This is a genomic window from Sutcliffiella horikoshii (assembly GCF_021991925.1).
Classification (GTDB): Bacteria; Bacillota; Bacilli; order Bacillales; family Bacillaceae_I; genus Sutcliffiella_A; species Sutcliffiella_A horikoshii_F.
This window is the reverse complement of sequence record NZ_RXZI01000002.1, coordinates 605826-626341: the sequence shown is the minus strand read 5'-3', so window position 1 is coordinate 626341 and position 20516 is coordinate 605826. Positions and strand designations below refer to the sequence as shown.

Below are 20516 nucleotides of genomic sequence, written 5' to 3'. Positions count from 1 at the left end.
GTGACTTGTGCTCCAACCACTCATTAACTAATTTCTAGAAAACAGCCATCTCTTTAGTCTTTTTCTCCGAATAAACGCCAGGCGATTTTTGAGAAGATATATACGAATAATAGTAATAGGACAGATATTGCTGCTGCATACCCCATTTCATAGCGGATGAATCCATAGTCTTCTAGATGATTGACCATCAACTGACCTGCATATTGAGGCGTCGGGTTTGCACCTGATAAGGCGACCCCGATAGCACCGGCCTGGAAGGTTCCAACGACCGCCATCACCGCCCCGAAAAGCATCTGCGGCTTCATCGATGGTATGGTGATATAAATGATCTCTTGGAATCTATTTTTAATGCCGTCAATATAACCAGCTTCATAGATTTCCTTGTTGATATTCAAGACACCGGATAGCATCGCAAGGAATCCTACCCCCATGCTTCCCCAAAGCGTCACGACGATCATGATGGTCATTAGATGATCTGGAGATTGAAGCCATTGAACAGGTTCCAGGATGACACCAATCGTAATCAATAAACTATTCAAGTAACCCGTTTGGTCCCCACTGAATATAATCGTCCACACAACAGCCATCGCGATCCCAGCCGTCATGGAAGGGGAATAGATGATCAGCGCCAAAACCGTTCTTGGCACCTTTGAAATTTGTGCCAGCATCCATGCCAGCAGGAAGGATAAAACATATCCCCCCGGCCCGACGATGACTGCAAACATCAATGTATTTGGCAGGACACGCTGCATAAAGACCTCATCCTGTGTCAGCACGCTGACATAGTTGGCAAGTCCGATGAAGTTCGGCATCTCGATCGCATTGAAATACGTGAACGACAGGAGGATTGCCACTACCACCGGGATGATGATAAAGGTAAAGAAGAAGATTAAATATGGTGCAAGAAAGATCGATGTACTCGCATGCTTTTGAAGGCTACTCCTCATTTTCTTCCACCCAGCTTTCTACTTGTTCAATCGTTGGAATTGGATAGGTCTTCACGATTTTTCCGTTTTTCATATATCCGAATTCCTCCATCTTCCGTCTCATTTCACGGTCGATGGTCACCACCGCATCGTCTACGGCGGAACGGGTATTCTCTCCGTCAAAAACAACCTTGTTCCAAATATTACTGATTTCACGCTCTACCATATAGGTGTAAGGCGTTTTCGGCACTTCCCTCAAATGCTCCCATTGCTCGAGGATGACTTCTTTGTGTTCCTCTGGCCATGGTAATTGTTTAAAGGCTTCCAGATTAGCTGTATTCCACATATAGGATGGACCGTACATGATCTGCAAGGTGGTCGCAAAGTCAGTCTGTGTTTCGGTGGACATCCACCATTTCAGCACCTGCCATGCCTCGTCCTTATTTTTACTGCCGTTAAAGATCATGCCAGCCTGTCCTGAACCTGTTGCCCATCTTTCCACTTCGCCGTCCTCATTTTCTACTCCAGGATGAAGGGAGATGTCCCACCAACCCGAGATTTCCGGCGCTGCAGATGTAAGCTCCACATATGTCTGGAAGTTGGAAACGCCGATCGGCAAGGTAGAATAACGGAAATGGTTATAGAAATTCGGCACCTGTAATGGCGTGCTGTAGATCGTGTTCAAGTCCGTCATAAGCTGTATACCGCGGACTGTTTCATCGCTATCGATCGTGGTCCCCATGCCATTCTCTTTATACAAGTCCCCTTGATGTTGATAGATGAAAGGAGACGTTGCCTGGAACGGCTTGAAAGCAACTGCCCCTGCAATCGGTGTATAGTAGTTCAACCCAAAGCGCTGCAGCTCAGGCAAGACATCGACTACTTCTTCCCATGTATCAGGGACAGGAACATCCAAAGCATTTAAAATATCTTTTCTATAAAACTGTACAAAGAAATCCTGTGTCTCAGGTAACCCGTATACTTCATCCTCAATCATCATCGGCAAGAATGCCCCAGGGGAGAAGTGTCCTAACGTTTCATTAAAGTCGTCAAACTGTCTTAAGTCATATGCGGCGCCGCGGATTGCCAGTTCATATGGAAGCCAGCTACTGATTCCAAGTGCGAGATCCGGTTGACTGTTAGCCGCATTGGCCAAAATCAATTTTTGCTCGGAAGGCATGATGGAAAATCTCACTTTTATCCCTGTTTGAGGGGTGAAGTTCTGATCCACCATATTTTGCATCAATTCTACATATTGTCGTGGTCTGTTCACCCACACATCCACCACGTCATCATCCACTTTTTCCGTAGCCAACGTATTGGATTGGAAGGAGTGGAAGAACTTCAAGACAGATTCTTTTGTTTTTGCGAAAAATCCAAGTTCCGGTTTTGGCAACGTTTCGTCACCATGAATATATATTCGATCCATTATCAATGGCTGTTTTTTCAATTCCAGTGTTGCATTTCCAAGAAGCTGTGCGACAGAGCTTGAACCTTCGGAGAGCTGTGTCAGCCGTGCCGGAATTTTATCAGGATCTGCTGCTAGCTCCCTTAACCGTTCGACGGCAATGTTGAGCGATACAATCTCCACTGATTCTTTTCCATCACTTAACCCAAGCAGGTACGTACTTTCTCCTTCCAGCTTATCTGCCCAGGAAGTAAGTTCCCCTTCAATCTCAGGCATATACTCCGTAATTCTCCAGCCGCGGGAGCGATCTTGGTTGTTTCCAGTTAGTCGTTTAATGGATAAGGAAAGCTGTTCAATGCCCTTCATCACTTCATCCATTTCGAATAAGGTACGATTTACAGGTGACGCATCAACCTTTAGTGTCAGGGTGTTTTTCCCCTTTTCCAAATAAAAATAATACGGTTCCCCGTCTTCGTTGCTAAGTGTTTCATTCACCCAGCTTTTCTTCTGTTGGAAAGAATAGCTTTCCACTTCTTCAAAAGGTACTTCTCCATTGATCATGACCGTCCGGAAGACCGGAAAGCCTGATTGTTTTTCTTGTAAAACCTTTAAGGAAATCTGGTAGTAGCCTGCTTCTTCCACTTCCATCTCCCATGTAGCTGTTTGCCCACTTGTTTCCCATGACTCCCCGCCGATCGCATTCAATAGGCGTTTGTCACGCTCATAAGGGACAACGGACGCGTCCTGTCTATTTACTGGCCTGATAAAAGAACTGTTCTTCTTAAGCGGGTGCTCCGCTTCTATCGTGATAGAGCTTGTTTCAGTGAGATCCCCAGGTTGGTTTTCTCTATATTCTTCATATGTAGGGATCGTTCCCATACCGCTTATATAAATATTGCCAAGCAGCATTTCTCCGCGGATATTCTCCAACGTGATGGTGTTTTTTCCTTCTTTTAATTGATACTTTAACGGTCTTGCTTGCAGATAACTCGAATCCTCTGCTTTGACAAAATGCCATTGTTCGATCGGCAGCTGCTCAGGAATGATTTCATCCCCAAAACGATCCTGCTCAAACTCATTGCTCGCACTTCTCCAGTCCTTTGGGAAAAGAATTCTTCGACTTTCAAAATACGGATATTCCCCATTCACCTGGATGGAACCTTCTATTGGAACAATTCCTTCACCAAGAGGATAATAATCAAAGCCCAGTTCATATAATCCTGCTTCGTCTACTTCCACTTCAATGGTGACAGAGTTCCGTTCTCCCCAAGCGTATACCTGATTGCCATACTCCTTGCTTTCATTACTTGAAAGCAGGCTATTCTCATCAATGGATAAAAAATCAGTGGGAGGGACAACGCGCTCAAAATCTTGCGCGTTGCCTTGTCCCACTTCATTCCACTGCTCAAGGATCGATAGATAGCGTGGCTCAATGACTTGTTCTGCCACCTGCTCTAGGCTCTTCTCTTCATCAGCAAATGCGAATTGGCCTGGTACTAGCAACAGCAGTATTAATGACCAGAACATCATTTTACGTTTCATATCTAATCCCCATCCCCTTCACAGCTCTTATATCTTATTGACCAATCGCTTCTTTTCCTTCTTGATACTTTTGATTCGCTAATTCATTAATTTGCGCTGCATAGTCTTCGATCTTAATGTCGCCTCTGACACTTGCATCAATCAAAGCCGCAATGTTTGCATTCGGCTCTTCGCCAACGGCTACACCAGTCGGAGCTTCCCATCTGGATTGAGCAAATCCTGGTACAGTTTTCACTGGCTCCACGATACCGTTTTCAAGATTGTCATAAGCTGTACGCAATCCAGGGATATCCTGAACTTCGAAGAATGCATCCAATACTTCTTCATCTTGTGTTACAGGCAAGTTGTTCAATGACTTGTCATGCTCGACCGCTAAGTCGATACGCTTTAAGAATCCTTCTTTACCGAAGCTCATCCACTTTGCAAAAAGGAACGCTTCCTCTTGGTGCTTAGTAGATTTGGAGATTCCCATAAAGTCATTTACAATAACTGTTCTCCCACCAGGAGTTCCAACGAAATCCCAATCAAAGTCTAGATTTGTAGAGAAGTTTTCGACGGCCCAGGATCCATCCCAGAAAAGTCCAATCCCGCCACTAGCAAACACTTCACCAGCATGCTCACCATTGAAATTAGCTTTTTGCTCATCAGATAAATTCTCGTAAGAATAACCGTTTGTTACAAAGTTGCTTGTCAGATTAACACCAGAAATGAATTCATTGCTGTCCAAGTGATACTCTTCATCACTGAAAGTGTACCAGCCAATCGTTTCGTTTACAGAGGATGGATACCAGTCCACAATGGCAAATGGATTGTTCAAACCAACCACGCCACTGTTCACATTTGTTACGGAACGAACAGATTCCGTGAAATCATCAATGGAGAATCCATATTCAGGCACATCCAGGTTTGCCTGGTTGTATAGATCATTATTGACAAAATAACCAAGGAAATGCTGTGCACTAGGAATGGCATAAACAGCATCATTGTATGTAACAGATTCTGTTACCACTTCAGGAATGTTTGCAAAGTCCTCATCTTCAGCAGCCAATTCCGTTACATCCAACAACCAGTCATTCGCAAGTCCAGTCGGTACTTGAGAGACCATGAACACGTCAGGCATGGCATTCGCACTTGCAGCAGAAGATAAGGAGTTATTCCAGTCATCTGTTGCAATCGACTCATCAATTTCCACATTGATGTTAGGATATTTCTCTTCAAACTCGTCTATCATCAGACGCTCAATATTTTGATCTTCTTCCGTTCCAAGCGCCCAGCTTGCAAACTTAATCGTTACTTGATCTTCGTTATTTGCTTCCTTGCTTTCATCGTTTGATGCGTTATTAGAATTACTGCAACCAACCACAAGCATGAACGAAGCTACAATAGCAATACTAGATTTCATCCACTTCATGAACCAAACACCCCTTATTTAGTATTTAACCGCTTTTATCGAAACGTTTCAATTTGTTCGTAAAAATAAAAAGGGAGATTCCTCAACCTTTTCTACCTGTTCTATCTGCAATTGATACGTTTCACTACCGTCATTATACTCTCTCTTGAAAACGATTACAATATTATTTTCGAAATATTTTCGAAGATTGGTATAATTGAATGGGAAGTCTTATTACAGAAGGGTTTGGTAGGTATTCCCTGTGTTTCTATGTTTATGAAAATAGAAAAAAGAACCGATTCTAAAGTGTAGAATCGATTCGATTTTTACTTTTGGGTGGCTTTGTTATGCACCGCTGTTGATTTCCGCAAATGGCTTCGCTTTCCGCGGGGCGATGCTTGAGCCTCCTCACTTCGTTGCGGGGTCTCAACCTATCGCTACCTCCCGCTGGAGTCTTCGCCATTTGCTCCAATCTACAGCTAGAAGACTCTTTTCATTATTCATCTTTTTCACAGTTTAGAGCTGTTGTTCAAAGAAAGCCAATACCTCTTGGATATGCTTATCCCAATATCCCCAATCATGGCCACCAGGTCCATCGGAGAAGGTTAAATCTATTCCAGCTTGAATGGCATGATCCCTGAAACGAATATTTGCTTCATAATTGTGATCTTCCGTGCCACAGCACTGATATAGCTTTGGCGTGTTTTTGCCAATAGTTGAGGCAAGATGATAAAGGTCATCCTCACTTCCCAATATGGGACGATCACCGTATATATATTTGAAGTCTCTAGGGAATGCCGACAAGCGCTCATTGATGTCCACTGAGCCTGACATGCTAGCTGCGGCTGCAAATTTATCCGGATTCCTCAATGCCACCTTAAATGCCCCATAACCACCCATGGAAAGCCCCGCAATAAAATTTTCTTCTCTTTTATCAGAAAGTGGAAAAAAGCTTTGGGCAAGTGTGGGAACTTCCTCGCTGACAAATTTGTAAAAATCATACCCATGCTCCATATCCGTGTAAAAACTTCTCCCAGCAGCTGGCATCACAACCGCCCACCCCATCGCTGATGCATAACGTTCAATGGACGTAAATCTTGTCCAGATCGTATGGTCATCTGAAAGGCCATGCAGTAAATAGAGGGTAGGATGTTTCTTTTGTATCACCTTTGTTGATACCCCTATTTGTGAAGTTGGTTGTGGCAACAGGACAGTCATGGAGGTGGAGCATTGCAATGCCTCCGAGAAAAAATCACATGTAATCCTAGCCATGATTCTCACATCCTTTTCCGATTAATTGAAACGTTTCGACTTTAACCATTATACGGGGTGGTGAATCCGCTTTCAATATATTTTGTATAGATACTATTAGTTTCTCTAATTCTATTAGTTGGTGATTGGAGCAAAAGGTGGAGACTCCGGCGGGAGGTAGCGCTTGGTGGAGACCCCGCAGGCTTGCCGAGGAGGCTCCACCAGCGCCCCGCGGAAAGCGAAACCGTTCGCGGAAATCAACAACGGTATAAAAGAGGTACAACCACATTTGTCGAACGTATGTTCTTTACTTTTCATTTATTGCAAAATATAATGAAAGAGTAAGTACATACCCAATCAAAAGGAGTGTTGATCATGAAGCATCAAGCTGTACCTTATCTATCATTTAACGGGAATGCAAGACAGGCACTTGAGTTTTATAAAGAGGTTTTTGAAGGTGAAATCACTGGCATCATGACCTTTGGAGAAGCGGATTTCCCTACTCCACCGGAAGCAGACAACCTAGTCATGCACGCACGTTTTGAAAAAGGAAACCTGACACTGATGGCATCCGACTCCTTCCCAGGTCAAACAGTAGAGATTGGTGGCAATGTCTCCCTTATGCTGGAGATGGAAAGCGAAGAACAGGTTGAAACCCTATATGCACGCCTTAGTGAGAACGGTAAAGTATTGATGGAGCTCCAAGATACCTTCTGGGGGGCGCGTTTCGGAAGCGTTCAGGATTCCTTTGGGGTGAAGTGGGATTTGAATTATACGAAACCGCAATAAAATTAAAGGCTCTATTAGTGCATACTGTTAAAATTAGCGGTAACCTAGCTGTTGATTGGAGCAATAGGCGAAGACTCCTGAGGAAGATAGCGTTTAGGGGAGACCCCGCAGGCGCAAGCCGAGGAGGCTCCACAAACGCCCCTAGGAAAGCGAAGCCTAGTGCGGAAATCAACAGCGTGTTAACAGAGCCAAATTAAAAACGCTTCGAGAGTTCTGAAGGCTCTCGAAGCGTATAGGTTCATTTTGGAAGGATTCTTTTACCTGATATCAGCTCAAACGTTTTTAAGAAAAACCAACTGAACCCGGCATAAAAGCCAATGAGTGGATACCTAAATGATGCTGGCTTATTCTTTTCAAAGTAAAAGTGACCAATCCATGAAAATACATAGTGTAAAATAGCTAGTGCTAGGGTCACCCACAAATTAATAAATAGAAAGATCCAGGCTAAAAAAGCAAAGAGAAAAGCGAAATAGTGCAGAAGCTGATTCCATTTGTTTGCATGTGCTTTTTGGTATAAAAGTAAATCATTTTTAACTTTTTCTCTCATACCTACCTATCCCTCATAAATCATCTTTCTTGTCATGCCGCCATCCACCGTTATGTTTTCTCCGTTGACAAAGTTGTTTTCGGAGTCCGTTAGATACAAGCAAGCCTTTGCAATATCTTCCGGCTTTCCGACCCGATTGGATAGATGTTGTGCATGGTCCTTATCTCTAAGATCTTCATAATTTTCATTCTGAATCCATCCAGGTGAAATAGCATTCACGGTAATATCCCGCTCACTTAAGGAAGCTGCCAGCGCATGCGTCAGCGCCACAATACCTCCCTTAGTTGCCGCATATGCTTCTGAATTTGGTTCAGACATGGACGCCCTAGTGGAGGCTATATTTACGATAGAGCCACCATTTTTCATATGCTTAGATGCTTCTTTGGAGGCAATGAATACACTGCGCAAATTCGTGTTGATCACATCGTCCCAAGCTTCCACAGTAAGGTCATGTAGTGTAGTAAATCGGGAAACTCCTGCATTATTGATAAGGATATCAATCTGATGGAAGTGTTCCATGGTTTTAGTCATCAGGTGTTGAATGTCCTCTTCTTTTCGGACATCCGTTTTGACGAAAATGGCTTTGTTTCCTAGCTGATGTTGCAGTGTTTGTCCCGCTTTCTCATCCAGGTCCGCCAGTACCACGTTTGCACCCACATTTATGTATGCAGTTGCGATTCCTTTTCCGATTCCATTCGCCGCACCAGTCACAATAACAGTTTTGTTTTGGAAATTCATTGAGATTGCCTCCTTTGAGTAGTATTGCTAGCCATTAACAAGGTAGAATTATATCGACTACCGCCCCGCCGTTGGGATTATTTTGGATATAAAGTTTACCATCATGGATCTCCTCTATGACACGTTTACAGATCATTAACCCTAGGCCATTTCCGTTTTTTTTGGTTGTGAGAAATGGTTGGCCCATTCTATGCAGAATCTGATCAGGAAAGCCATTCCCATCGTCATTAAAACGGACCAAAAGATGATCATTACCATGTGGTCTTACACTGATGGTGAGTTTCCCGTTCTGTTTCACCGACTCCACACTATTTTTCACCAGATTGATAAACACCTGTTTCATTTGATTACCATCACAATAGATAGGCTTAACATCCTGAAAATCGAATAGAATTTCAACATTCTTAATAATGGCGAAGCTTGATAATAATACTTCTATTTCACTGATAAGATCACGAACATCATGCCAGTCCTTTTTCTGAACGGTCGGCCTGGAGAGAACAAGGAACTCGTTAGTGATCTGATCAATCCTTTCAATTTCTTTCAACATGATTTCCGGGAAGGCACTACTTGGTCCACCTTCTTCACACAGCTGTATAAAGCCTTTTAATGTAGTAAGTGGATTCTTTATTTCATGGGCGACTCCTGCTGCCATCTGCCCCACAATTGCAAGCTTTTCGGCATTTTGAATATAGGATTCGGTTTTCGTATATTCTGTAATGTCATGAAGCTGAATCAACGTCCCTTCTTGGAAAGGAAAAAAATCTACCAAACATGTTCTTGTTTCGTGGCTATTTTGAAAGATAATTTTGTAATCCTGGATAACTTCCCCTTCTACATATAGGTCATGAACACGGCTCAACAACTTTAGTTCATCAATTGTGAACGGTTCCTTTTCATGTGGCAAACCTAAAATATCCCTAGCTTTAGGGTTAATCCTTACAATTTCCTTGTTTTTCTCTACCACAATATAGCCGGTATTTGATTGTTCAAGCACCATATGGTTCATTTGATTCAAGTAACGGTTTTGTTCCAGTAGGTCTAGTTCCCTCTGGATAGAATCTACGACTGTTTCCAAAGAGGCCATGATAAGTGGATTCGCGACCTGTATAAACGTCATCATGGAAATTGTGCCAACCACTTGGTTTTTATCAAATAATGGAACACTGTAGCATGCAGTCTGATGGAGAAAGTAATAATAGTGTTCCTCTCCAATTATCTGAACGGGAATCCCAAGATCCAGTGCCGCCAAAACAGAGTTAACCCCTGCCTGCGCTTCACTGAATTGTACGCCTTTTTTCAAACCGACCTGATTAACAACCGTATCCTCCATACTCGGATCGCCAAGATATTCAATGATATTCCCTTTTTCGTCTGTAACCGACACTAGTATAGGTATACCTTTGCTCTTTTCTAAAAATGTATTCATAAACAGTCTGATAATATCCAATGTATCCTTGTATTCACTTTGTATCTCCGACAATTCCTCATCCGATAAGCTATTAAAAGTGGGGATGACATGTGGATCTAATTTATTGATATGGCAACGCTCGCGCATCTTTGTTATATATTCTTCTAGCATGCTATCATCCTTTGAGACTTGTAATTTGCTCATACTAAAAAGTATATACTACTGGGAGTGGAGATGAAACGATGAAAGATTGGGAGGCGGCATATATCGCAGGTATTATTGATGGGGAAGGTAGTATTTTATTAACAAGAATTCATAAAAATGAATACAGACGCCCTTGTATCACTATAGCTTCTACAGATATAGAATTATTAGAATTTGTGCAGAGTATAATAGGTGGCGCCATTGTAAAGAAAAAGAATTACAAGCCTACTATCCACAAAAATTCGTTTACACTAAGTGTAAAATCCAAACGAGATGTATTATATACACTAAGATGTATTTATCCGTATCTAAGAGTCTATGTGAAAAAACGTAGAGCTATATATATTTTGGATAACTATGATTTAGTGACAAAAAGAAATGGTAAGTATAAAGCAGAAGAAAAGTTAGAAAAAATTAAGTTTGAAGAGGTATTTTTTAATCTTGAATAAAATAAAAGACCACACCAGAAAATAGTGTGGTCTTCTTACATTTAAATGGAGACGGTGGGACGTGCAATTCCATGCTTTCGTCATGGCACTGACTATATCTTGAACCTCAGGTGTTGTTGAGGCCCTCTGGCGTATTATGCGAACCATGTTTTTTAGCAACGGATGTGCTAGAGAATTCGCATCCTAGTATTACCACTGTTGTGGCAACCTATGAGTCGATACACGGCTGTTGGATTGCTCCACATACCGCTCGGCATTGCCTTATCGCAACAAGAGTACGACTTAGGTTTCACCGATAAAGCCAGATTTTCACTTACATGTTACCATGCAAGGCGACTAATATTAATCGAACCCACGTCCAGAAACATCGCCACTTGAGCATCTACGAGTGTAGTCAATATATTAGTAATTCGCTGACCGTTCCGCCTATTGACTGGCATCCTGGCAGCTAGCCTGATTGTTCTCTTCCTTTGACCTCAGACGGCGATCTCCGGCGTAGCCCACTAAGAGTGAGTCCCTGATCCTACCACATGGGCGATGGAGGGAGGAACCGCATCAGACTGTTATTAGGCAGCTAATGCGAAGTTGTTGTTTTCTTTGCCAGTTATTATTGGCGTTGACGTTGATGACGAGGACGATCCCCCCGACTCGCAACCCAAGCTCGAACTATCCCTGTCGAATCCGTAACGTCCCCTCGAATAAAATGTCTCTGTTGAAGTTTAAATCAACAAAGAGCAAAACACGAGGTTTCTACGGGAGAGATAATCAAGCCAACAAGTTGGCTATTCAATTATCAAAGCATCGCTTGTATATCAGCGACAACTATATTATAGCACATACAGATTACTTTGCAATTGTAAGTTACTGTAAAATAGACTATACTATTCCTTTTGACGTTCACGGAACGCTCTCTCAATATCACGTTTCGCTTCTTTCTTCTTCAAATCTTCACGCTTGTCGTATTTCTTTTTACCTTTACCAAGTCCTATTAAAAGTTTGGCATAACCATTTTTGAGATAGATTTTTAAAGGTACTAAAGCATATCCTTCTTCTTTTGTAAGACCGATTAGCTGATTGATCTGTTTCTTATGAAGAAGCAGTTTGCGAGTACGTAGCGGATCATGGTTATAACGGTTTCCCTGCTCATAAGGACTGATGTGCAAATTGTGCAAGAACACTTCTCCGTTTTGCACTCTTGCAAAGGAGTCTTTCAAGTTTACCCGGCCGGCGCGCATGGATTTGATTTCTGTACCTTGCAGGACCATACCTGTTTCATAAGTCTGTTCAATGAAGTAATCGTGGTTCGCTTTTTTATTGGTGCTGATGACTTTGCCTTCCCCTTTTGGCATTTATGTTCCCCCTTTCTTTCTATCGTGGCGTAGTGAATATTTTACCAAATCCACCACCCCCCGACAAGAAAGAAGAGCCTCCTCTTGTAAAAAGGCTCTTCACATCTCGAAGTTTATCGCTTCTTCTTTTTGCGTTTCTGTTTTGGTGCATTTTCAAAGAACTTTTTGTTCTTCTTTTTCTTTTTAGCAGGACCTTGTGTTGTCCAGCCAATTTCAAACGTGTAATCATCGATGTCGCTTTCTGCTTTACGCTTCTGACTGCGACCTTTGGCAGGCTTTTTACGCTCACTTTGAATGACACGTGGTGCGCTCTTTGTATCAGGGCGACGGGTGCCTTTCATCCCTACCACTTCAAAATCAATGGAACGCTCGTCTTTATTAACATTGATGACACGGACGGTGATTTCGTCCCCGATCCTATAGATCTTACCGGTACGCTCCCCGATCATCGCATAATTGCGCTCATCATAACGGTAATAGTCATCTGTCAGGTAGCTCACATGGACAAGCCCTTCAATGGTGTTCGGCAGCTCGACGAACATCCCGAAGTTGGTCACAGAGCTGATGATGCCATCGTACTCTTCGCCAATTTTATCAAGCATGTATTCGGATTTCTTCAGTTCATCCGTTTCACGCTCGGCATCTACTGCGCGACGCTCCATGTTGGAGGAATGTTCCGCTATCTCCGGCAACTTGTCGCTCCATTTTTCCTGTGTTTTCTCATCCAGTTTCTTCTGAATAAGATACGTGCGGATCAAGCGGTGGACAATTAAATCAGGATAACGGCGAATCGGTGAGGTGAAGTGTGTATAGAACTCCGTGGATAGACCAAAGTGTCCCAGGCTTTCCTCATCATATTTCGCCTGCTTCATGGAGCGAAGCATGACAGTGGAGACCACCATTTCTTCCGGCTTCCCTTGTACCGCCTCAATCACTTCTTGAAGTGCACGCGGGTGAATTTCGTTACCTTTCCCTTTCACCACATAACCGAAGTTAGTGATGAATTCAAAGAAACGCTGCAATTTTTCTTCTTTTGGGTCCTCATGTACACGGTAGATGAACGGTACATTCATCCAGTGGAAATGCTCGGCCACTGTTTCATTCGCAACAAGCATGAACTCTTCAATCAAACGCTCGGCAACCGAACGCTCACGAAGGACAACATCCTTAGGAGCACCCTCTTCATCCACAATTACTTTGGATTCCTTGAAATCAAAATCGATAGCCCCACGTGTCATACGCTTTTTACGAAGAACAGCAGCTAACTCTTCCATCAGCTGGAACATCGGAACTAAGGATTCATAACGAGACGTTACCTCCTCGTCCTTATCCACTAGGATTTTGTTCACGTCGGTATACGTCATACGTTCCGTCGTTTTAATGACACTATGGAAAATTTCGTGCTTCACAACTTCCCCGGCATTATTCAACTCCATCTCACAAGAAATGGTGAGGCGGTTTACTTTCGGATTCAACGAGCAAATCCCGTTGGACAGGCGATGAGGAATCATTGGGATAACACGATCCACAAGATAAATACTTGTTCCTCGCTCTTGCGCCTCCATGTCTATTGGTGAACCTTCTGTCACATAATGAGTGACGTCAGCGATATGAACCCCAAGCTTGTAGTTTCCGTTATCAAGCTTCGTCACGGTTACCGCGTCATCCAAGTCCTTAGCGTCCGCTCCATCGATCGTCACGATTACCTGGTCGCGAAGATCACGTCGGTCCCCCAGATCCTTTTCATCAATTTCATCTGGCGTCGCATTCGCCTGGTCAAGGACCTCTCTTGGAAACTCCTGTGGCAGACCGTGCTTATGAATGACAGATAGGATATCCACACCAGGATCATTTTTATGGCCAAGAATACGGATGACTTCCCCTTCTGCACTTAGGCGCCCTTCAGGATACGTGACCAATTTTACAACGACTTTATGCCCTTCAACCGCCCCGTTGCTGGCACTTTTCGGGATGAAAATATCATTGGCGATCTTCTTATCATCTGCAATAACAAAACCAAAGCTTTTGCTTTCGGTATATGTACCTACAATCTCCTTGACGCCACGCTCCACAATACGAATAACGGTACCTTCTTGCCTTGAGTCGCCAGCGGCTTTCCTGCTTACGCGCACAAGCACGATATCTCCATGCATCGCATTATTCAACTCATTTGGAGGAATGAATACATCGTCCATATCCGCTTCTTCCGGCATTACAAACGCAAAGCCTTTGGAGTGGCCAATCACTTTTCCTTTTATAAGATTCATCTTCTCCGGCAAGCCGTAGCGATTGCTGCGGGTGCGTACGATGAGGCCTTGATCCTCCATATAGACCAATGCTTTCACGAAGTCCTTGAATTCTTCTGAGTCTTTTATGCCAAAAGCCTGTTCCAGTTCTTGTGTGGTCAATGGCTTGTAGGCTTCTTCTTTCATGTAGGATAGAAGTTTATCTACGTGTTGCTGAATAATTTCTTCCATTATATATCCCTTCCCTTTTTTCGGGTTTTTAAAATTACTGTAGTACACCGCTTATGATTTCCGCTTTAGGCTTCGCTTTCCGAGGTGGGGTGCCTGAGCTTCCTCACAACGCTTCAGGGGTCTCAACCTACCGCTACCTCCCTCCGGAGTCTACGCCTACCGCTACAATCACCGCTAGGGTGCATTATCTGCATTTACTTTTAGTATTACCAATCTAACGACTCTAAAAACTCGTATACATCCTCATGCAGTTGTTCACGCTCTTTGTCGAGTGTGATGACATGGCCGGATTCCTCGTACCATTTGATTTTTTTATCGTCAGACTCGACCTCGTTGTAAATGATGTTGGCACTGTCCGTGTTGATCATATTGTCATGTCGGGCCTGTACCACAAAAGTCGGAGAGTAGATCATGTCTACATTATTCCGCACGTCTGCAATCAATTCCTGCAGTGACTTCAATGTATCCATTGGGGTTTGTTCAAACTCTTTCATTTCCTGTTCGATCTGGTCGGCACTTTTTCCTTCACGGCGCTTGAACTCTCTTGCATATTCAAGAACTCCCTGATACATGATTTCCTCACTCTTGATATACATCGGGGCACACATAGGCACAATACCCTTCACTGGCATCGTATAACCTAATTTCAAGGAGAAAACACCGCCCAATGACAACCCGACTACAGCAATGCTTTCAAACCCTTTATCCTTCAAAAATTGATAGGCCTCCATCACGTCCTCCCACCAATCCTCAGGACCAGTGTGAACCAATTCCTCGGGCGGCACCCCATGTCCCTTATATTGCGGTGCATGACAGGTGTACCCTCTCTTCTCCAAAAAACGGCCCATCATCCGTACATCTGCCGAATTCCCAGTAAAACCATGTAACATCAATACCGCACGATCACCGCCTTCAAACGTAAAAGGCTTTGGCAACTTCACTTTCATCACGTCAGAACATCCTTTCATTCACATGTATTTATAGTATGCAACTTTTAGTCAAATATCAGATATGATTAGTCCGAAAAGAACATTTTACCATAATGGAGTGGGAATAGCTTTTACAAGGGTTAGGACAACTCCATTCGCAAGAAAGTTGACGATTAAGGGGGTACATTTTGAAGATGTCTGTAAAATGAATGTTTAGTAGGAGAAAATCGACAAAAATAATGTTTTTCTTTTTTTAAAAGAAGACCACAAATAGTTCTTTTTATTATTCAAAAACCACTACTTAATCCCACAAATCGAATAAATGCAATATTTATTCCTCAAAACATTTTTGTAAAATAATATAGGGTATTCGACATTTATCTGCAACATTCCATATTTAGTTAATTTATAATGAATTCAGGGTATAGGAAGGACAATGGTAGTAATACAAAAGTTGTATATCGAATGATTCGAAACAACAGTAAAAGGCAAACTTGCTGAAAGGCAAGGACGCAAAGTCAACAGATCTAAGATTGTGTAAAAGAGAATCATAAAAGTCCTTTTACGAATTATGATGGCTGGGCTGCCTGAAATACCAAAGTATTTTAGGAGGGAAAAGGATGATGGAAAACGTAACGATTGAAATGACAGAAAATTTAGATAAGGAGTGGGTAGATCTAATAACAGATGCATTAGAGATGGGCATCTCATCCGCAGAAATTAGAGAATTCTTACATAATTATCGCAATCATTCATCATTTAAACTCTAATTTTTATGAATATTTACGTATTTTCGTTCTAAATATCTAACAAACCCTTCGTTATATGCTATAATAAGCATGATAGGAAGGTGAAAGCCATGATTGGTGAACGAATTAAAAAATATAGAGAACAACGTAAGATGTCCATGTCAGAACTAGCAGAACGCGCCGGCGTGGCCAAATCATACCTAAGCTCGATCGAACGGAACCTGCAATCTAATCCATCCGTTCAATTTTTGGAGAAAGTGTCTTCAGTGCTTGGAGTTACTGTCAACACTCTCCTGCACGATGAAGACGAAGCCCAAGCAAAAGAAAACCTTGACCGAGAATGGGCCACGCTTGTTAAAGAGGCGATGGATTCTGGGGTGACCAAGGAGCAGTTTAGAGAGTTTTTGGAATTTAATAAATGGAAGATAAATCAGGATAAATAGAAAAACCGCCGATGCTTAAGAAAAGGGGCATCAGCGGTTTTTATATTACTTTGTTAACTTTGTACGATGTGATGTGTAGTTTTATCGTTTTGGTTCTATAAGGTAAAGAAGTGGAACGATTACCTTTCGCAACATGCGCTTTAAATAAGGTTAAATTTTTCAAGCAGGTTGGACATTCCCAATGGTCAGACTCATAGGAACTATATGAGGTTCTTATGCAATTAGGACAAGTTTTATTGTACATTTTCATTCACCCAATGTATTTTTTATTTTTTGTGAGTAAAAAACTATTATTCCTATTCCAAGCATTAACAAACCATAGAAGATATAATTATATGCCGTCCCAGCAGTATTTGGTAACACACTTGATTGGTCAGGGGTAGAAACAGCTTCGTTACCCACTGCTTTAAAGATCAATTCAAATTGTGTTTTAAGACCTTGAAATTCGTTTCCTGATTCATATGGAAAATTTATTAATAGAAAATATTCATGTGAGGTTTCTGCATTAATCCCCTTATTAGTAACCCCTTTAAACTCACTAATTTTACCGTTAAATATTTCTTTCCCATTATTTTCAATAGTTAAATTAAACATTTCAAACAATTTCTCAGAACCTGATTTATGTTTAATTTCCATTGAATAGGTTGATTTTCCACCGAGGTTTTCTAAAGTTATTACTCTCTCAGTCCAATCACCAGGAGCGTAATTCTCCATATTAAATAAGACTTTTTCAGGCACAGTCGTTATGTTAATTAAGGGTACATTTTCTGGTTCAGCAAAAGTCGCAGAAGGTAAAAAAAATGAAACAAACGTTAGTAAAATAGTTAGTAGTTTTAAGGTTCTCAAATTTAGTTCTCTCCTTAAAAGAAGAGGTAGGTTTCCCTACCTCTTTTTTTCAAGATTTTGTTGATAGCCTATTCCGGTCTATTCATTCCATTTCTTTGAATAGCTTCTAGTTTGAATGCTGGTTCAATTGTCCAACCTTGGTATTTGTTTTGTAAATATAAACCATCATTACCTTTTTGAGTTCTATTTTCAAAGGATATTTTCATACGCATTGCATCAGTATCTCCTACTGCTAATATTCTATCAGTAGAACTTATTAATCCTAATCCCCAAAAAGCGTTTGTAATATCTACATTCATACTTGATAATTCATGGATATTTTTACCATGAAGCACTCCTAGTAGACCACCCCCTACAGGTTGACCATCATTAGATAGGAAATCTACATCGAATTGGCTTGCGAAATCTACTGCATCTGGTCCAGTAATCACTTGTTTATCTTTATTTTTCACTACATAAGTTGTTGTCATTTTTACGTCTTTGATTTCTATGGAACCACCGTTAATAATTTCAAAATCTCTTGTCATGTAATCCCCTGGTGCTAAGTCTTCAATATCAAATACTGTTGTTGGATCTACCGAAAGGTCTAATGTACCAGCCGCAAATGTGTTGCTAACAGTTTCGATATCATTAAACGCTGCCCAAGTTCCCCCTCCAATCAATGAAATACCTAGCGCTGCTGACATTACCCCTGCTCCTAATTTCTTTTTAATAGACATTGATATTCCTCCCATTCCCCTCGATCTTTGCGAGGTATGTAGTTTATATGAATCCATGTTAAGCATGGAGATTCACCACTAAGAAATTTTTTCTTCAATTACATCGCTTTCTTTTGTATTAACTTGCATTTTTCCTTCAATTTCTTTTATTGCTTGTCGGATAGTAACTGTTGCATATCCAAGCAGTATCAAACCTGGTATTATCAATAGAATTGCTGTTCCTATAGGTGAAGTGGCATAATTTAGGAAGTATCCAAACTTTGGTAAAGTAAAGCCTGAATAAACGGCAACTACATTTTGTGATAGTACAGGATTTGTATCTTCAAAGTTGTTGTTATCTCCTTTTGTTTTATATAAAACACCTTCATTTGAAGTGTTAACATCAATAATTCTATGTGTTACTAAAACATCTCGACTTTCTTGAAAAGTTATAACGTCTCCTACGGTTAAATCTGTAGGATTTTCTAATTTTTGTACTGCGATTACAGATCCTGTTTGAAATGTTGGTTCCATGGATCCTGATAAGACCGTTTTAATTTGATACCCAAATATGTTTGGTTCTCCACCAGAAGCTCTACCTGCGATAACAATAACAACGCATATCAGGGTAGTTATCATAAACAACCAGTAACTTACATTTCCTATTACTTTTACTACCTTTTTACTATTCATTGGATTCACCACCAAAAGTTTCATTTGTTTCCGTAGACACATCTACATTGTTATGTTCCGTTGAGCTAGATTCAAAGTCTGATTCAGCGTTTTCGCTTGAATTTTGTGTTGTTTCTTGGGTATCCTCAGAACCACTTTTGTTTGATTCTTCTGATTCTTGCGTTTCTTCTTCAATAGAATCTTTTTCTATAGATTGATCATCTTGTATTTCATCTTTATTAGAATCTTTTTCCCCTTCTTCTAAATCTTCATTTTCTTTATCTTTTTCTTCAGTATCATTTGAATCTGTTAGAGTTTCACAAGACTTTACATCAATTTTCGTACCGAATACTGGCATTCTATCAACTACTTCTCCACCAAGCTTCTTATTTCCAGGATGATCATCTGATTGAAAAGCAACTATTTTGTAAGATCCATTCCTAAGCTCACTTTCTCCACTTTCAAAAGTAAGGGTGGCTGAATCACCTTTTTGAAGGACTGGAATTATACCTGTATCAAAGATTAGTTCTCCGTTTTTATTATTTGGGTTAATTGGATTTTCAAAATTCTCATTGAAGTAAACATAGTATATAGACTCAGATAACATGTTTTCGTCACCAGTGTTTTTAAATTCTTGTGAAATTCTTGTACAAGAAAATTCAACGGAAGAATCGATTTGAGTTAATGAACTTTTGTCTGTTCTACCTTCTGTAGGTTCATCTGGAACAGGTGGATCAACCTCCCAACTAACAGGTAATTTTGCATTTATGGAAGTGATCGAGTTAAATGCTGCATTTGTATTTGCATTTAAAGATAAGATGCAAAAGAATAATGCATACCATAAACAAAGTGCTTTAATCCCCTGTTTTTGAAGCTTATACTTATCTCTAAATTTTCTTAGTCGATGAGATCTTATAATAATCTCCTCCTATCAGGAGTTAATTTGTTGTTCTCTTTAACGAACTCTACAATACGAAGTATAATTCATATTGTTCTCAATGAAAAACATTAAATTAGTTCATTTTTTCTTAATTAAGAACATTTTTAAGGGTTTTCCTCCAATTTCCTCCTATTTTCTTACTGTTTCGTTTTTTATAAAGAATTACTCGTGCTATATAATGAACATACGTCGTAAAATGTTAAGGAGACGAGTATGCTTGGTGAGCGGGTGAAGAGGTTGAGGAAGGTAAAGGGCTATTCATTAAGTGAACTCTCGGAACTGGCTGGTGTGTCGAAGTCTTATTTGAGTTATTTGGAGAGGAATATTCAGACGAATCCTTCTCTGCAGTTTTTGAATAAGATCGCCGTTACGCTTGAGACAGATTTGGATTTTTTACTGAATGGGGAATCGGATAACGATAAACCTGATGTGCAGGTGCTAGATGAAGAATGGAGACGGTTGGTGCAACGGGCAATTGCGGAGGGTTTGAGCAAAGAAGATTTTATTCATTTCAAAGAGTACATGGAGTTTCAGAAATGGCAGGGTGCAAAGAAGACCGTGATAAAAAAGGAGGAAGAAGAGGCTTGAACGTTGAGATGGATATGGAATGGATAGAGCTGTTTACATTAGCTAGAGCTTATGGTATTTCTATTGAAGAGGTGAAAGCCTTCCTCCAGGAGACAAGTGAACAGAACAAGGAAGTCTTGGTCGTAAAGTGACTAGGGCTTTTTTTATGAAAGAAGCAAAAAACCACTTTC

The 20516-nt window shown here is 41.1% G+C and carries 20 protein-coding genes, 1 other RNA gene and 1 riboswitch; of the genes, 6 read left to right on the top strand and 15 right to left on the bottom strand.

What is annotated here, in order from left to right:
* Positions 1-53 precede the first annotated feature (53 nt).
* The 4 genes from EKQ44_RS08400 to EKQ44_RS08385 form a co-directional block, all read right to left on the bottom strand.
* A complete protein-coding gene (locus EKQ44_RS08400; protein ID WP_237663097.1) occupies positions 54-947 on the bottom strand; it encodes a carbohydrate ABC transporter permease in 894 nt (297 codons plus the stop codon).
* On the bottom strand, positions 937-3876 hold the full coding sequence (locus tag EKQ44_RS08395) for an extracellular solute-binding protein (protein ID WP_237663096.1): 2940 nt from the start codon (positions 3874-3876) through the stop codon (positions 937-939). Before EKQ44_RS08395 ends, EKQ44_RS08400 begins: the two co-directional genes overlap by 11 nt.
* Positions 3877-3910: 34 nt before the next feature.
* A complete protein-coding gene (locus EKQ44_RS08390; RefSeq protein WP_237663095.1) occupies positions 3911-5287 on the bottom strand; it encodes an ABC transporter substrate-binding protein in 1377 nt (458 codons plus the stop codon).
* 495 nt (positions 5288-5782) lie between these two features.
* Positions 5783-6538, bottom strand: coding sequence for an alpha/beta hydrolase (locus EKQ44_RS08385; protein ID WP_237663094.1), 756 nt, complete (start codon positions 6536-6538; stop codon positions 5783-5785).
* 354 nt (positions 6539-6892) lie between these two features.
* Between EKQ44_RS08385 and EKQ44_RS08380 the strand changes: the two genes are divergently transcribed.
* Entirely contained in the window at positions 6893-7306 is a 414-nt protein-coding gene (locus tag EKQ44_RS08380; protein WP_237663093.1) for a VOC family protein, read from the top strand.
* Positions 7307-7544: 238 nt separating this feature from the next.
* Here the strand turns inward: EKQ44_RS08380 and EKQ44_RS08375 are convergent, their stop codons facing one another.
* From EKQ44_RS08375 to EKQ44_RS08365, 3 genes are read right to left on the bottom strand one after another with little or no spacing between them, the layout of a single operon-like run.
* Positions 7545-7853, bottom strand: coding sequence for a DUF962 domain-containing protein (locus EKQ44_RS08375; RefSeq protein ID WP_237663092.1), 309 nt, complete (start codon positions 7851-7853; stop codon positions 7545-7547).
* A 6-nt stretch (positions 7854-7859) separates the two neighbouring features.
* Positions 7860-8591 (bottom strand): SDR family NAD(P)-dependent oxidoreductase, encoded by a 732-nt coding sequence (locus tag EKQ44_RS08370; protein ID WP_237663091.1) that lies wholly within the window; start codon positions 8589-8591, stop codon positions 7860-7862.
* Positions 8592-8625: 34 nt separating this feature from the next.
* Positions 8626-10173: an ATP-binding protein gene (locus EKQ44_RS08365; RefSeq protein WP_237663090.1), complete on the bottom strand. Its 1548-nt coding sequence runs from the start codon at positions 10171-10173 to the stop codon at positions 8626-8628.
* A 71-nt stretch (positions 10174-10244) separates the two neighbouring features.
* Here EKQ44_RS08365 and EKQ44_RS08360 point away from each other — a divergent pair, with 71 nt between their 5' ends.
* Complete coding sequence (locus tag EKQ44_RS08360) at positions 10245-10655, top strand: LAGLIDADG family homing endonuclease (protein WP_237663089.1); 411 nt, start codon at positions 10245-10247, stop codon at positions 10653-10655.
* 343 nt (positions 10656-10998) lie between these two features.
* On the opposite strand, the gene ssrA is transcribed toward EKQ44_RS08360, so the two are convergent.
* The 4 genes from ssrA to EKQ44_RS08340 form a co-directional block, all read right to left on the bottom strand.
* Positions 10999-11341, bottom strand: a transfer-messenger RNA (tmRNA) gene (gene ssrA, locus EKQ44_RS08355).
* Positions 11342-11536: 195 nt separating this feature from the next.
* Positions 11537-12004, bottom strand: coding sequence for an SsrA-binding protein SmpB (gene smpB, locus EKQ44_RS08350; protein ID WP_226682172.1), 468 nt, complete (start codon positions 12002-12004; stop codon positions 11537-11539).
* 113 nt (positions 12005-12117) lie between these two features.
* Positions 12118-14481: a ribonuclease R gene (gene rnr / locus EKQ44_RS08345; protein WP_237663088.1), complete on the bottom strand. Its 2364-nt coding sequence runs from the start codon at positions 14479-14481 to the stop codon at positions 12118-12120.
* Positions 14482-14687: 206 nt separating this feature from the next.
* A complete protein-coding gene (locus tag EKQ44_RS08340; RefSeq protein ID WP_237663327.1) occupies positions 14688-15428 on the bottom strand; it encodes an alpha/beta hydrolase in 741 nt (246 codons plus the stop codon).
* A 459-nt stretch (positions 15429-15887) separates the two neighbouring features.
* Positions 15888-16001, top strand: a riboswitch (cyclic di-GMP riboswitch).
* Positions 16002-16030: 29 nt separating this feature from the next.
* On the opposite strand from EKQ44_RS08340, the gene EKQ44_RS08335 reads away from it, so the two are divergent.
* Both EKQ44_RS08335 and EKQ44_RS08330 read left to right on the top strand, forming a co-directional pair.
* Positions 16031-16180: an anti-repressor SinI family protein gene (locus EKQ44_RS08335; protein WP_237663087.1), complete on the top strand. Its 150-nt coding sequence runs from the start codon at positions 16031-16033 to the stop codon at positions 16178-16180.
* Positions 16181-16269: 89 nt separating this feature from the next.
* Positions 16270-16602, top strand: a complete 333-nt coding sequence (locus tag EKQ44_RS08330; RefSeq protein ID WP_237663086.1) for a helix-turn-helix domain-containing protein — start codon at positions 16270-16272, stop codon at positions 16600-16602.
* Between the two features lie 246 nt (positions 16603-16848).
* Here EKQ44_RS08330 and EKQ44_RS08325 read toward each other — a convergent pair whose 3' ends face one another.
* From EKQ44_RS08325 to EKQ44_RS08310, 4 genes are all read right to left on the bottom strand, one after another.
* Positions 16849-17448: a CalY family protein gene (locus EKQ44_RS08325; RefSeq protein WP_237663085.1), complete on the bottom strand. Its 600-nt coding sequence runs from the start codon at positions 17446-17448 to the stop codon at positions 16849-16851.
* Between the two features lie 68 nt (positions 17449-17516).
* Positions 17517-18167 carry a TasA family protein gene (locus tag EKQ44_RS08320; RefSeq protein ID WP_269151585.1) on the bottom strand — a complete coding sequence of 217 codons (651 nt, stop codon included), beginning with the start codon at positions 18165-18167 and terminating at the stop codon, positions 17517-17519.
* Positions 18168-18245: 78 nt separating this feature from the next.
* Complete coding sequence (gene sipW / locus EKQ44_RS08315) at positions 18246-18839, bottom strand: signal peptidase I SipW (protein WP_237663084.1); 594 nt, start codon at positions 18837-18839, stop codon at positions 18246-18248.
* Complete coding sequence (locus EKQ44_RS08310) at positions 18832-19425, bottom strand: hypothetical protein (protein ID WP_237663083.1); 594 nt, start codon at positions 19423-19425, stop codon at positions 18832-18834. Before EKQ44_RS08310 ends, sipW begins: the two co-directional genes overlap by 8 nt.
* Before the next feature lie 546 nt (positions 19426-19971).
* Between EKQ44_RS08310 and EKQ44_RS08305 the strand changes: the two genes are divergently transcribed.
* Together EKQ44_RS08305 and sinI are read left to right on the top strand one after the other, a co-directional pair.
* Positions 19972-20346, top strand: coding sequence for a helix-turn-helix domain-containing protein (locus EKQ44_RS08305; protein ID WP_237663082.1), 375 nt, complete (start codon positions 19972-19974; stop codon positions 20344-20346).
* Positions 20343-20477: a DNA-binding anti-repressor SinI gene (gene sinI, locus EKQ44_RS08300; protein WP_237663081.1), complete on the top strand. Its 135-nt coding sequence runs from the start codon at positions 20343-20345 to the stop codon at positions 20475-20477. Before EKQ44_RS08305 ends, sinI begins: the two co-directional genes overlap by 4 nt.
* The last annotated feature ends 39 nt before the right edge of the window (positions 20478-20516 follow it).

Coding starts and splice junctions, on each gene's coding strand:
- EKQ44_RS08400 (WP_237663097.1), bottom strand. CDS start 947: ATGAGGAGTAGCCTTCAAAAGCATGCGAGTACATCGATCTTTCTTGCA.
- EKQ44_RS08395 (WP_237663096.1), bottom strand. CDS start 3,876: ATGAAACGTAAAATGATGTTCTGGTCATTAATACTGCTGTTGCTAGTA.
- EKQ44_RS08390 (WP_237663095.1), bottom strand. CDS start 5,287: ATGAAGTGGATGAAATCTAGTATTGCTATTGTAGCTTCGTTCATGCTT.
- EKQ44_RS08385 (WP_237663094.1), bottom strand. CDS start 6,538: ATGGCTAGGATTACATGTGATTTTTTCTCGGAGGCATTGCAATGCTCC.
- EKQ44_RS08380 (WP_237663093.1), top strand. CDS start 6,893: ATGAAGCATCAAGCTGTACCTTATCTATCATTTAACGGGAATGCAAGA.
- EKQ44_RS08375 (WP_237663092.1), bottom strand. CDS start 7,853: ATGAGAGAAAAAGTTAAAAATGATTTACTTTTATACCAAAAAGCACAT.
- EKQ44_RS08370 (WP_237663091.1), bottom strand. CDS start 8,591: ATGAATTTCCAAAACAAAACTGTTATTGTGACTGGTGCGGCGAATGGA.
- EKQ44_RS08365 (WP_237663090.1), bottom strand. CDS start 10,173: ATGCTAGAAGAATATATAACAAAGATGCGCGAGCGTTGCCATATCAAT.
- EKQ44_RS08360 (WP_237663089.1), top strand. CDS start 10,245: ATGAAAGATTGGGAGGCGGCATATATCGCAGGTATTATTGATGGGGAA.
- smpB (WP_226682172.1), bottom strand. CDS start 12,004: ATGCCAAAAGGGGAAGGCAAAGTCATCAGCACCAATAAAAAAGCGAAC.
- rnr (WP_237663088.1), bottom strand. CDS start 14,481: ATGGAAGAAATTATTCAGCAACACGTAGATAAACTTCTATCCTACATG.
- EKQ44_RS08340 (WP_237663327.1), bottom strand. CDS start 15,428: ATGAAAGTGAAGTTGCCAAAGCCTTTTACGTTTGAAGGCGGTGATCGT.
- EKQ44_RS08335 (WP_237663087.1), top strand. CDS start 16,031: ATGATGGAAAACGTAACGATTGAAATGACAGAAAATTTAGATAAGGAG.
- EKQ44_RS08330 (WP_237663086.1), top strand. CDS start 16,270: ATGATTGGTGAACGAATTAAAAAATATAGAGAACAACGTAAGATGTCC.
- EKQ44_RS08320 (WP_269151585.1), bottom strand. CDS start 18,167: ATGTCTATTAAAAAGAAATTAGGAGCAGGGGTAATGTCAGCAGCGCTA.
- sipW (WP_237663084.1), bottom strand. CDS start 18,839: ATGAATAGTAAAAAGGTAGTAAAAGTAATAGGAAATGTAAGTTACTGG.
- EKQ44_RS08310 (WP_237663083.1), bottom strand. CDS start 19,425: ATGTTATCTGAGTCTATATACTATGTTTACTTCAATGAGAATTTTGAA.
- EKQ44_RS08305 (WP_237663082.1), top strand. CDS start 19,972: ATGCTTGGTGAGCGGGTGAAGAGGTTGAGGAAGGTAAAGGGCTATTCA.